At 52.2% G+C, this 12,150-nt stretch carries 11 protein-coding genes; 2 read left to right on the top strand and 9 right to left on the bottom strand.

The window, feature by feature from the left end:
* Positions 1-62 precede the first annotated feature (62 nt).
* From fabF to yceD, 8 genes are all read right to left on the bottom strand, one after another.
* Complete coding sequence (fabF, locus tag FEK50_RS17570) at positions 63-1,304, bottom strand: beta-ketoacyl-ACP synthase II (RefSeq protein WP_130205545.1); 1,242 nt, start codon at positions 1,302-1,304, stop codon at positions 63-65.
* Positions 1,305-1,393: 89 nt separating this feature from the next.
* Positions 1,394-1,630, bottom strand: a complete 237-nt coding sequence (acpP, locus tag FEK50_RS17565) for an acyl carrier protein (protein WP_000103754.1) — start codon at positions 1,628-1,630, stop codon at positions 1,394-1,396.
* A gap of 210 nt (positions 1,631-1,840) precedes the next feature.
* Positions 1,841-2,575, bottom strand: coding sequence for a 3-oxoacyl-ACP reductase FabG (fabG, locus tag FEK50_RS17560; RefSeq protein ID WP_001008542.1), 735 nt, complete (start codon positions 2,573-2,575; stop codon positions 1,841-1,843).
* A 12-nt stretch (positions 2,576-2,587) separates the two neighbouring features.
* Positions 2,588-3,517: an ACP S-malonyltransferase gene (fabD, locus tag FEK50_RS17555; RefSeq protein WP_131162243.1), complete on the bottom strand. Its 930-nt coding sequence runs from the start codon at positions 3,515-3,517 to the stop codon at positions 2,588-2,590.
* A gap of 15 nt (positions 3,518-3,532) precedes the next feature.
* Complete coding sequence (gene fabH, locus FEK50_RS17550) at positions 3,533-4,486, bottom strand: beta-ketoacyl-ACP synthase III (protein ID WP_130205541.1); 954 nt, start codon at positions 4,484-4,486, stop codon at positions 3,533-3,535.
* A 67-nt stretch (positions 4,487-4,553) separates the two neighbouring features.
* Positions 4,554-5,624 carry a phosphate acyltransferase PlsX gene (plsX, locus tag FEK50_RS17545; protein WP_074399521.1) on the bottom strand — a complete coding sequence of 357 codons (1,071 nt, stop codon included), beginning with the start codon at positions 5,622-5,624 and terminating at the stop codon, positions 4,554-4,556.
* Positions 5,625-5,704: 80 nt separating this feature from the next.
* On the bottom strand, positions 5,705-5,878 hold the full coding sequence (gene rpmF, locus FEK50_RS17540) for a 50S ribosomal protein L32 (protein ID WP_000290727.1): 174 nt from the start codon (positions 5,876-5,878) through the stop codon (positions 5,705-5,707).
* Between the two features lie 51 nt (positions 5,879-5,929).
* Positions 5,930-6,451 carry a 23S rRNA accumulation protein YceD gene (gene yceD / locus FEK50_RS17535; RefSeq protein WP_001174481.1) on the bottom strand — a complete coding sequence of 174 codons (522 nt, stop codon included), beginning with the start codon at positions 6,449-6,451 and terminating at the stop codon, positions 5,930-5,932.
* Between the two features lie 198 nt (positions 6,452-6,649).
* On the opposite strand from yceD, the gene yceF reads away from it, so the two are divergent.
* Positions 6,650-7,234 carry a 7-methyl-GTP pyrophosphatase gene (yceF, locus tag FEK50_RS17530; RefSeq protein ID WP_064528833.1) on the top strand — a complete coding sequence of 195 codons (585 nt, stop codon included), beginning with the start codon at positions 6,650-6,652 and terminating at the stop codon, positions 7,232-7,234.
* 111 nt (positions 7,235-7,345) lie between these two features.
* On the opposite strand, the gene rluC is transcribed toward yceF, so the two are convergent.
* Positions 7,346-8,305 (bottom strand): 23S rRNA pseudouridine(955/2504/2580) synthase RluC, encoded by a 960-nt coding sequence (rluC, locus tag FEK50_RS17525; RefSeq protein ID WP_024191859.1) that lies wholly within the window; start codon positions 8,303-8,305, stop codon positions 7,346-7,348.
* A 572-nt stretch (positions 8,306-8,877) separates the two neighbouring features.
* Here rluC and rne point away from each other — a divergent pair.
* Complete coding sequence (rne, locus tag FEK50_RS17520) at positions 8,878-12,063, top strand: ribonuclease E (RefSeq protein WP_131162244.1); 3,186 nt, start codon at positions 8,878-8,880, stop codon at positions 12,061-12,063.
* Positions 12,064-12,150 lie beyond the last annotated feature (87 nt).

Below are 12,150 nucleotides of genomic sequence, written 5' to 3'. Positions count from 1 at the left end.
TGAATAAAATCTAAGAAAAAAGGCCCGCAAGCGGACCTTTTATGTAGGTGGAAAATGGCGACTTAGATCTTTTTGAAGATCAAAGAACCATTGGTGCCACCAAAGCCGAAGGAGTTACACAGGGTGTATTCCATTCCGCTGACCTGACGCGCTTCATGCGGCACAAAATCCAGATCGCAACCTTCATCCGGGTTATCCAGGTTGATGGTCGGCGGAACAGCCTGATCGCGCAGCGCCAGGATGGAGTAGATGGACTCTACTGCACCTGCTGCACCTAACAGGTGACCGGTCATGGATTTCGTGGAGCTTACCAGCACACGGCTTGCAGCTTCACCGAAGATAGTTTTCACGGCCTGCGCTTCAGCTTTATCGCCAGCTGGCGTAGAAGTACCGTGCGCGTTCACGTAGCCAATCTGGCCAGGCTCAATTCCTGCGTCACGCAGAGCATTTGCCATCGCCAGAGCTGCGCCTGCGCCGTTTTCCGGCGGCGACGTCATATGGTAGGCATCGCTGCTCATACCAAAGCCGACGAGTTCAGCGTAAATTTTCGCACCGCGTTTTTTCGCGTGTTCGTACTCTTCAAGTACCAGCATACCGGCGCCATCGCCCAGTACGAAACCATCACGCTCTTTATCCCACGGACGGCTAGCCGCTTGCGGGTTATCATTGCGGGTAGATAATGCACGTGCCGCGCCAAAACCACCAACGCCCAGCGGCGTACTGGCTTTCTCTGCGCCACCTGCAACCATCACGTCAGCATCGCCATACGCGATAATACGCGCAGCTTGACCGATGTTGTGCACGCCAGAAGTACAGGCGGTCGCGATAGAGATGCTTGGGCCACGCAGGCCATACATGATAGTCAGGTGACCTGCCACCATGTTCACAATCGTTGACGGAACGAAGAATGGGCTGATCTTACGCGGACCACCGTTCATCAGAGATGTGTGGTTTTCTTCGATCAGTCCGAGGCCGCCAATCCCGGAGCCAATTGCGGCACCAATGCGGGTTGCGTTCTCTTCCGTTATTTCAAGGCCAGAATCCTGCATGGCCTGAACGCCAGCGACAATTCCATATTGAATGAAGGCATCCATCTTGCGCTGTTCTTTGCGCGAGATAATGTCCTCACAGTTAAAATCCTTTACTAAGCCAGCAAATTTCGTTGCATAGGCGCTAGTATCGAAATGGTCGATTAGGCTGATGCCACTCTGACCGGCAAGCAGAGCTTTCCAGGTAGACTCTACGGTATTGCCGACAGGAGACAACATGCCCAGTCCGGTCACAACTACACGACGCTTAGACACGTTTGTCCTCCAGGGAGGGAAAAAAATGATTCTAGTGGGACAAAAAAGAAAAAACTCAGGCGGTCGAACGACCGCCTGGAGATGTTCACTTACGCCTGGTGGCCGTTGATGTAATCAATGGCAGCCTGAACGGTGGTGATTTTCTCAGCTTCTTCGTCCGGAATCTCAGTATCAAACTCTTCTTCCAGAGCCATTACCAGCTCAACGGTGTCAAGAGAATCCGCGCCCAGGTCTTCAACGAAAGAAGCATTGTTGGTAACTTCTTCCTGCTTAACGCCCAGCTGTTCGCCGATAATTTTCTTAACGCGTTCTTCGATAGTGCTCATACTCTTAAATTTCCTATCAAAACTCGCTTTCGCGATGGTTTTCGTAGTGTATAAAATGTTGAAAAATTTGCAACTAAATCCCGGCAGGTCTTACCACGATTTTACGTTATTTTGAGGCCATACCCCCCAACAACGCAAATCATTTTGCACTTATTATTACTCATAACCACGCAGACTGCGCGCAACATGAGCATTTTGTGCAAATCGCGGTCAGACCATGTACATCCCGCCGTTCACATGCAAAGTTTCACCCGTGATGTAAGCTGCTTCGTCGGATGCCAGGAATGCAACCGCGTTGGCGATTTCCTGTGCGCCGCCGAGGCGACCCGCAGGAACCTGCGCCAGGATACCCGCACGCTGGTCATCGCTCAGCGCACGTGTCATGTCCGTTTCAATAAAGCCCGGAGCAACAACGTTTACAGTAATACCGCGTGACGCAACTTCGCGCGCCAGTGATTTACTGAAGCCGATCAAACCCGCTTTCGCCGCAGCGTAGTTGGCCTGACCGCCATTTCCCATGGTACCAACCACAGAACCGATAGTGATAATACGACCATGACGCTTTTTCATCATAGCGCGCATTACCGCTTTTGACAGACGGAAAACAGATGAAAGGTTGGTTTCGATAATATCGTTCCACTCATCATCTTTCATTCGCATTAACAGGTTATCACGAGTGATACCGGCATTATTGACCAGGATATCGACTTCACCAAATTCTGCGCGAATTTTTTCCAGAACAGATTCGATAGATGCCGGGTCGGTCACATTCAACATCAGACCTTTACCGTTGGCGCCTAAATAATCACTGATCGCCTGAGCGCCGCTTTCACTGGTCGCAGTACCGATAACTTTCGCGCCACGAGCCGCGAGCGTTTCAGCGATTGCACGGCCAATCCCGCGGCTAGCACCGGTTACCAGTGCGATTTTTCCTTCAAAATTCATGTTGTTCCTCTTTTAAAGCTCGAGCGCCGCTGCCATCGCTGAAGGTTCGTTCAGCGCCGAGGCGGTCAGGGTGTCGACAATACGTTTCGTCAGGCCAGTAAGCACTTTGCCCGGCCCCACTTCATAAAGATGCTCAACGCCTTGCGCTGCCATGAATTCAACGGATTTCGTCCATTGAACCGGGTTATACAACTGACGTACCAGTGCATCACGAATGGCATCGCCATTGGTTTCGCATTTGACATCAACGTTATTGACAACCGGAACGGTCGGCGCGTTAAAGGTGATTTTCGCTAATTCAACCGCCAGTTTGTCGGCAGCGGGTTTCATCAGCGCACAGTGAGAAGGTACGCTCACCGGCAACGGCAGCGCACGTTTCGCGCCCGCAGCTTTACAGGCAGCGCCAGCACGTTCAACCGCTTCTTTGTGACCAGCAATAACCACCTGGCCCGGAGAGTTGAAGTTTACCGGAGAAACGACCTGACCTTCTGCTGCATCTTCACAAGCTTTCGCAATAGACGCATCATCCAGACCGATGATTGCCGCCATTGCGCCAGTTCCTTCCGGTACGGCTTCTTGCATGAACTTGCCGCGCATTTCAACCAGACGTACCGCATCAGCAAAATCAATCACACCAGCGCAAACCAGCGCGGAGTATTCACCCAGGCTGTGACCGGCCATCATCGCCGGTGCTTTACCGCCCTGCTGCTGCCATACACGGTACAGCGCAACAGAGGCAGTTAACAGTGCTGGCTGAGTTTGCCAGGTTTTATTCAGTTCTTCGGCTGGCCCCTGCTGGGTCAGCGCCCACAGGTCATAACCCAGCGCAGCAGAAGCTTCAGCAAAGGTTTCTTCGACAATTGGATAGCTCGCCGCCATATCAGCCAGCATGCCAACGGTTTGAGAACCCTGACCAGGGAACACAAATGCAAATTGCGTCATGTTTAAATCCTTATCCTAGAAACGAACCAGCGCGGAGCCCCAGGTGAATCCACCGCCAAAGGCTTCAAGCAGAACCAACTGCCCCGGCTTAATACGCCCGTCGCGTACGGCTTCATCCAGCGCGCACGGTACAGAAGCGGCAGAGGTATTACCATGGCGGTCCAGCGTCACGACGACATTGTCCATTGACATGCCGAGTTTTTTCGCCGTTGCGCTGATAATACGCAGGTTCGCCTGATGTGGAACCAGCCAGTCCAGTTGGGAACGGTCAAGATTATTTGCTTCCAGCGTCTCATCAACGATGTGCGCCAGCTCCGTTACCGCAACCTTGAAGACTTCGTTGCCCGCCATGGTCAGATGAATTGAATTCTCTGGATTCACGCGGTCGGCGTTTGGCAGCGTCAGCAATTCACCATAACTACCGTCGGCATGCAGATGGGTAGATATGATTCCCGGCTCTTCAGAGGCAGCCAACACCGCAGCGCCCGCGCCATCGCCAAAAATGATAATGGTCCCGCGATCTGTGGGATCGCAGGTGCGCGCCAGTACATCGGAACCGACGACCAGAGCATACTTCACCGCGCCAGATTTCACGTATTGATCGGCCACGCTCAATGCATAGGTGAAACCTGCGCAGGCTGCGGCAACGTCAAACGCCGGGCAGCCTTTAATGCCCAGCATGCTTTGGATCTGACATGCTGCGCTCGGGAAGGCGTGGGTGGCAGAAGTCGTTGCCACAACAATCAGGCCAATCTGGTCTTTATCGATGCCTGCCATTTCAATTGCACGCGTTGCCGCTTCAAAACCCATGGTTGAAACGGTTTCGTTTGGCGCAGCAATATGGCGTTCGCGAATACCGGTACGAGTAACAATCCACTCGTCAGAAGTATCCACCATTTTTTCCAGATCGGCGTTTGTCCGCACTTGTTCGGGCAGATAGCTGCCAGTACCAATAATCTTCGTATACATGTACGCTCAGTCACTTTTCGGTTATATACCGTCACTTGCAAACTGCGAGTTCGCTGGCAGCGCCCTGCTACCGCAGAGTTCCGCTTTTGCCATCGTCCAGCAGCTCAAAACCAGCTGGGTATACAGATTTCAGGCGAGCGGCAATTCGCTGAGGAACTTGTCGCTGCACCGCCTGCACTGCCTGTTCAATCGCGACCGCAAAAGCTCGCTGATTGGCCGCACCATGACTTTTTATCACCGTGCCGCGCAATCCTAACAGACAGGCGCCGTTATACTGGTCGGGGTTGAGGTGACTGAATCGCCTCGTCAGGCTCTTTTGTAGCCAACGCTTTAATAACAGTAGCCACCACGACCGTTTTTTTCCTTCACCCTGAGATTTCAGCAGAGAAAGGAACATCCTGACAACACCTTCCATCGTCTTTAATGTGACATTTCCTGTAAAGCCGTCACAGACCAGCACATCTGTCTTGCCAGTTAATAACTCATTGGCTTCAAGATAGCCGATGTAATTGATAGAAGGGATTGTTTTCAGCACAGCAGAGGCATCCTGAATGCTGTCAAGACCCTTCACTTCTTCTTCACCAATATTGAGCAACGCCACGCGAGGATTGGGAATTTCCACCACCTCTTCAGCCAAAACAGAGCCCATAATGGCGAATTGCACCAACATTGTGCTATCACAATCGACGTTGGCCCCTAAATCAAGGACCACCGTTTTGCCCTTTTGTTGATGCGGCAACACCGTCACCAACGCCGGACGCTCAATCCCCTCAAGGGGCTTGAGTAATAATTTTGCCAGTCCCATCAACGCTCCGGTATTACCAGCGCTGACGCAGGCTTGTGCTCTACCTTCTTTAACCAACTCCAGCGCCACGCGCATTGAGCTACCACGACTGGCGCGAATAGCTTGCGAAGGCCGGGCATCACTGGCGATAACTGACTGCGCAGGGATAATCTGCAGACGCGAACGTTGTTCAAAGTCAGCTTTAGCAAGTAATGGCGTGATGGCGTCGGGATTACCGACTAAAAGAAGAGTGAGTTGCGAATTAGAATTCAGTGCCTGCAAAGCTGCAGGCACTGTCACGGAAGGACCGAAATCCCCTCCCATGACATCTAACGCCAGGGTTAGACGTGTCAAGGTATCGTCGCCGCCCGGTTTGGTCTTTCCCCAGTTGCCTGGGGAAAATCCTCACTAAGCTTCATCACGCAGACGCGTGATTACTTAGCGATGACCTTGCGGCCGCGGTAGTAACCGTCGGCAGTGATGTGGTGACGCAGGTGTTTTTCACCAGAAGTTTTGTCTACAGACAGGCTGGTGACTGCGGTCAGCGCGTCATGGGAACGACGCATGCCACGTTTGGAACGGGTTGGTTTATTCTGTTGTACGGCCATGGACCTTACTCCTCAATTACGGTTTATCCCCGATCCAACGGGGAGCACCAATTACTTACGCTTTAAGCTGGCTAATACGGCAAATGGGTTTGGCTTTTGCGCTTCTTCAGGCAGTTCACCAAAGACCATGTCCGCTTCGGACACTTCACAGTGTTCAGAATCATGCACCGGAACTACCGGCAAGGCGAGGATGATTTCATCTTCAACCATTGCAAGCAGATCGATTTCACCGAATTCGTTAACCTCAATCGGTTCATACGCTTCCGGCAGTGCTTCAGCCTGTTCGTCTGAACGCACAGGACTAAAACAATACGTTGTGTAGACCTGATGAGTAAACGGCTTCCCGCAACGCTGACACTCGAGCGTTACCGTCACCTTCGCATCGCCGTTTAACACCGCGAGACGTTGGTTATCGATAGCGAACGACATGGAGCATTCCACATCACTGTCCACACTGACCACAGATTCGGCGACGCGCTCAACCTGATCAGGAGTATAAATACCCTGGTAATCAAGGCGTTTTTGAGCCGTACGAACCGGATCGAGAGTCAGGGGTAATTTTACCTTTTGCATAGGGCGCGCATATTAACTTTGTAACGTCATAGAGTCAAAGAAAAAGGCAGCCTGTGGTTGCCTTTTGCCAATAATTCGCACACATTGCGGGTTACTGCTTTATTTTCGTTCAGTGCTGACCACGAACATCAACCTGCAAAACGAAGCGCATAGTTTAAAATGGCTATCATCAATACGCTATATCTGATGGAAAAAAATATGCCTAAACTTATTTTAGCCTCCACATCGCCCTGGCGCCGCGTCCTACTGGAAAAACTGCAAATCTCTTTCGAATGTGCCGCGCCGGAGGTCGACGAAACCCCGCGCAGCGATGAATCACCGCGCCAGTTGGTGCTTCGACTGGCGCAGGAAAAAGCGCAATCTCTGGCGTCACGTTATCCGGATCATTTAATTATTGGTTCTGATCAGGTGTGTGTACTGGACGGTGAAATCACTGGCAAACCGTTAACGGAAGAAAATGCCCGTCTGCAATTACGTAAAGCCAGTGGCAATATTGTCACCTTCTATACCGGGCTGGCGCTGTTTAATTCGGCGAATGGGCATCTGCAAACAGAAGTTGAACCTTTTGACGTCCATTTCCGTCACCTGAGCGAGGCGGAGATTGATAATTACGTGCGTAAAGAGCATCCTCTGCACTGCGCAGGCAGCTTTAAGAGTGAAGGGTTTGGTATTACGCTGTTTGAGCGCTTAGAGGGGCGTGACCCTAACACGCTGGTTGGTTTGCCGCTTATCGCGCTCTGTCAGATGTTGCGCCGGGAAGGGCAAAACCCGCTGATGGGATAATTTTATGGGCCGGACGCGTTTACGCCGCATCCGGCAATTGGTGCTGACTGCCTGATGCGGCGTAAACGCCTTATCAGGCCAACCGCCTACTAGCAGGTTTATATGCTCGCATTAACGCGTGTTACGCAGTTTCTGCAAACAACGCTTCAAACCATCATCCATTGGCGCTTCGATACGCATCACCTCACCGGTCCCCGGATGGGTAAACTTCAGCGCCGCCGCATGCAGGAACAAGCGATTTAACCCCGTTCCCGCTTCAGTCAGTTGTTTATCGAATTCACGGTCGCCGTAACGATCGTCAAACGCTATAGGATGACCGGCATACTGAGTATGCACTCGGATCTGATGAGTACGTCCGGTAACCGGGCTACAACGCACCAGAGTGGCAAACGCATAGCGTTCCTCCACTTTAAAACGCGTTTCGGATGGTTTACCTTCCTGGCTCACACGCACAATACGCTCACCGCTTTGCAAAATATTCTTCAGCAACGGCGCTTGTACACTCTTCACGTGTGACTGCCACTGACCACGCACCAGCGCCAGGTAATCTTTCTGCATGCCTTTTTCACGTAACTGCTCATGCAGCGAACGTAACGCCGAGCGTTTTTTCGCCACCAGCAGCACGCCTGAAGTGTCCCTGTCGAGTCGATGCACCAATTCGAGGAACCGCGCTTCAGGGCGCAACGCCCGCAAACCTTCAATAACGCCGAAACTTAAACCACTGCCGCCATGTACCGCCGTGCCGGACGGTTTATTCAGCACCAGAATATGATCATCTTCATATAAGATGACATCCGCCAGCGCCGCCACTTTTTGCAGATGTGGCGACACCGCATCTTCTTCCCGTTCGGCAACGCGAACTGGCGGAATACGCACTTCGTCGCCAGCTTCGAGTTTATATTCAGGTTTAATACGTTTTTTGTTCACCCGTACTTCACCTTTACGCAAAATACGGTAGATCATACTTTTTGGTACGCCTTTCAGTTGGGTACGCAAAAAATTATCGATACGTTGCCCTGCTTCGTCAGCAGTGATAGCAACGATTTTTACGGATGGAGTCTCTGTTTTCATGGTGGGCGATTCTAAATAGCCAGCAGGATTCGCGCCACTCATTTTTCTATGCTTATATTTAGTTTTGCACCTTATTACTTCGCAGGGTGATCACCTAATTGGTGGTTATTAAACCAATCGCCAGCAAGAAGTGAAAAAACTGTGAGTAAGTGGGTGATAAATGGTAAAAGTCATCTTGCTATAACAAGGCTTGCAATGGAATAATGAGAACGTTTCCGTGTCCAACCTTGTTAAAACAAGAAATTTTACGGAATAACCCATTTTGCCCGACCGATCATCAACGCAGCAATGGCGTAAGACGTATTGATCTTTCAGGCAGTTAGCGGGCTGCGGGTTGCAGTCCTTACCGGTAGATGGAAATATTTCTGGAGAGTAATACCCAGTCTGTTTCTCTGATAATTGCGCTGTTTTTCCGCATGAAAAACGGGCAACCGACACTCTGCGCCTCTTTGAGCTGACGATAACCGTGAGGTTGGCGACGCGACTAGACACGAGGCCATCGGTTCACACCCGGCAAGGCGTTACTTTGCCCGCAGCTTAGTCGTCAATGTAAGAATAATGAGTAAGTTACGATGAAAAGAATGTTAATTAACGCAACTCAGCAGGAAGAGTTGCGCGTTGCCCTTGTAGATGGGCAGCGTCTGTATGACCTGGATATCGAAAGCCCGGGGCATGAGCAGAAAAAAGCTAACATCTACAAAGGTAAAATCACCCGCATTGAACCGAGTCTGGAAGCTGCTTTTGTTGATTACGGCGCTGAACGTCACGGTTTCCTCCCTCTTAAAGAAATTGCCCGCGAATATTTCCCAGCTAACTATAGTGCTCATGGTCGTCCCAACATTAAAGATGTGTTGCGTGAAGGCCAGGAAGTTATTGTTCAGATTGATAAAGAAGAGCGCGGCAACAAAGGCGCGGCATTAACTACCTTTATCAGCCTGGCGGGTAGCTATCTGGTTCTGATGCCGAACAACCCGCGCGCGGGCGGCATTTCTCGCCGTATCGAAGGCGACGACCGTACCGAATTAAAAGAAGCACTGGCAAGCCTGGAACTGCCGGAAGGCATGGGGCTTATCGTGCGCACCGCAGGCGTCGGTAAATCTGCTGAGGCGCTGCAATGGGATTTAAGCTTCCGTCTGAAGCACTGGGAAGCCATCAAAAAAGCGGCTGAAAGTCGCCCTGCTCCGTTCCTGATTCACCAGGAGAGCAACGTAATCGTTCGCGCATTCCGCGATTACTTGCGCCAGGACATCGGCGAAATTCTTATCGATAATCCGAAAGTGCTCGAACTGGCACGTCAGCATATCGCTGCATTAGGTCGCCCGGACTTCAGTAGCAAAATCAAACTGTACACCGGTGAAATTCCGCTGTTCAGCCACTACCAGATTGAATCGCAGATTGAGTCCGCCTTCCAGCGTGAAGTCCGTCTGCCGTCTGGTGGCTCTATTGTTATCGACAGCACCGAAGCGTTAACCGCCATCGACATCAACTCCGCACGTGCAACTCGCGGCGGCGATATCGAAGAAACTGCGTTTAACACCAACCTGGAAGCTGCTGATGAAATTGCTCGTCAGCTGCGTCTGCGTGACCTCGGTGGTCTGATTGTTATCGACTTCATCGACATGACGCCTGTACGCCACCAGCGTGCGGTAGAAAACCGTCTGCGCGAAGCGGTGCGTCAGGACCGTGCTCGTATTCAAATCAGCCATATTTCTCGCTTCGGCCTTCTGGAGATGTCCCGTCAGCGCCTGAGCCCGTCGCTGGGTGAATCCAGTCATCACGTTTGTCCGCGTTGTTCTGGTACTGGCACCGTGCGTGACAATGAATCCCTGTCACTCTCTATTTTGCGTCTGATTGAAGAAGAAGCGCTGAAAGAGAACACTCAGGAAGTTCACGCCATTGTTCCTGTACCAATCGCTTCTTACCTGCTGAACGAAAAACGTTCTGCGGTAAATGCCATTGAAACTCGTCAGGACGGCGTGCGCTGTGTGATTGTACCAAACGATCAGATGGAAACTCCGCACTACCACGTGCTGCGCGTGCGTAAAGGGGAAGAAACGCCGACCTTAAGCTACATGCTGCCAAAACTGCATGAAGAAGCGATGGCGTTGCCGTCTGAAGAAGAGTTCGCTGAACGTAAGCGTCCTGAACAACCTGCACTGGCAACCTTTGCTATGCCGGATGTGCCACCAGCGCCAGCTCCGGCTGAACCTGTAGCGCCTGCAGCAGCCCCGGCACCTAAAGCTGCACCAGCAACGCCTGCAGCTCCGGCACAACCGGGTCTGTTGAGCCGCCTTTTCAGTGTACTGAAATCGCTGTTCAGTGGCGGTGAAGAAACCAAATCGGTCGAGCAACCTGCACCAAAAGAGGAAGCGAAACCGGAACGTCAACAGGATCGCCGTAAGCCTCGTCAGAACAACCGCCGTGACCGTAATGAACGCCGCGACACGCGTAGCGAACGTACGGAAGGTAGCGATAATCGCGAAGAAAACCGTCGTAATCGTCGCCAGGCGCAGCAGCAAACGGCTGAGACGCGTGATAGCCGTCAGCAGGCTGATGTAACGGAAAAAGCGCGTACCACTGACGAACAGCAAGCGCCGCGTCGTGAGCGTAGCCGCCGCCGTAACGATGATAAACGTCAGGCGCAACAAGAAGTGAAGGCGCTGAATGTTGAAGAGCAATCTGTTCAGGAAACCGAACAGGAAGAACGTGTACGTCCGGTTCAGCCGCGTCGTAAACAACGTCAGCTGAATCAGAAAGTGCGCTATGAACAAAGCGTTGCAGAAGAAGTGGTAGCCGCACCGGTGGTTGAAGAAACTGTCGCTGCCGAGCCTGTTACTCAGGAAGCACAAGCCCCGAGCACTGAACTGGTGAAAGTACCGCTGCCAGTCGTAGCGCAAACTGCGCCGGAACAGCAAGAAGAGAACAACGCCGATAACCGTGACAACGGTGGCATGCCGCGTCGTTCTCGCCGTTCGCCTCGTCACCTGCGCGTGAGTGGTCAGCGTCGTCGTCGCTATCGTGACGAGCGTTATCCGTCCCAGTCACCGATGCCGTTAACCGTAGCGTGCGCATCTCCGGAACTGGCCTCTGGCAAAGTATGGATCCGTTATCCGGTTGTACGTCCGCAAGATGTACAGGTTGAGGAGCAACGCGAACAGGAAGAAGTGCAGGTGCAGCCGATGGTGACAGAAGTCCCTGTTGCTGCCTCTGTCGAACCGGTTGTTGCTGCGCCGGTTGTTGAAGAGGTGGCTGAAGTTGTAGAAACACCTGTTCAGGTTGCAGAACCGCAACCAGAAGTTGTTGAAACAACGCATCCTGAAGTGATTGCCGCAGCGGTAACAGAACAGCCTCAGGTGATTGCCGAGGCCGATGTTGCCGTAGCGCAGGACGTTGCAGAGCACGCAGAACCGGTAGTTGAACCGCAGGAAGAGACGGCAGACATTGAAGAAGTTGCCGAAACTGCCGAGGTTGTGGTTGCCGAACCTGAAGTTGTCGCTCAACCTGCCGCCCCGGTCGTCGCTGAAGTCGCAGCTGAAGTTGAAACGGTAGCTCCTGTTATATCCGAGGCAATCGTTGAACATAACCACGCCACTGCGCCGATGACACGCGCTCCGGCACCGGAATATGTTCCGGAAGCACCACGTCACAGTGACTGGCAGCGCCCAAGCTTTGCCTTTGAAGGTAAAGGTGCGGCAGGTGGTCATGCAGCAACACATCATGCATCTGCTGGCCCTGCGCGTCCGCAACCTGTTGAGTAAAACTTAACTCAAAGTGATCAAGCCCTGGCAACCGCCGGGGCTTTTTATTTCAGGGGCAGTGCCTTTGCTGTAATGACATTAGCGTTA

This window comes from Escherichia sp. E2586 (assembly GCF_005781105.1).
GTDB lineage: Bacteria > Pseudomonadota > Gammaproteobacteria > Enterobacterales > Enterobacteriaceae > Escherichia.
The sequence above is the reverse complement of the archived record's forward strand: the minus strand, read 5'-3'. Positions and strand labels throughout refer to the sequence as shown.

What these genes read in the sequence shown, in the direction of transcription:
- rluC (WP_024191859.1), bottom strand. Translation starts at nt 8,305, where the DNA reads ATGAAAACAGAGACTCCATCCGTAAAAATCGTTGCTATCACTGCTGAC.
- rne (WP_131162244.1), top strand. Translation starts at nt 8,878, where the DNA reads ATGAAAAGAATGTTAATTAACGCAACTCAGCAGGAAGAGTTGCGCGTT.
- fabG (WP_001008542.1), bottom strand. Translation starts at nt 2,575, where the DNA reads ATGAATTTTGAAGGAAAAATCGCACTGGTAACCGGTGCTAGCCGCGGG.
- rpmF (WP_000290727.1), bottom strand. Translation starts at nt 5,878, where the DNA reads ATGGCCGTACAACAGAATAAACCAACCCGTTCCAAACGTGGCATGCGT.
- yceD (WP_001174481.1), bottom strand. Translation starts at nt 6,451, where the DNA reads ATGCAAAAGGTAAAATTACCCCTGACTCTCGATCCGGTTCGTACGGCT.
- acpP (WP_000103754.1), bottom strand. Translation starts at nt 1,630, where the DNA reads ATGAGCACTATCGAAGAACGCGTTAAGAAAATTATCGGCGAACAGCTG.
- yceF (WP_064528833.1), top strand. Translation starts at nt 6,650, where the DNA reads ATGCCTAAACTTATTTTAGCCTCCACATCGCCCTGGCGCCGCGTCCTA.
- fabD (WP_131162243.1), bottom strand. Translation starts at nt 3,517, where the DNA reads ATGACGCAATTTGCATTTGTGTTCCCTGGTCAGGGTTCTCAAACCGTT.
- fabH (WP_130205541.1), bottom strand. Translation starts at nt 4,486, where the DNA reads ATGTATACGAAGATTATTGGTACTGGCAGCTATCTGCCCGAACAAGTG.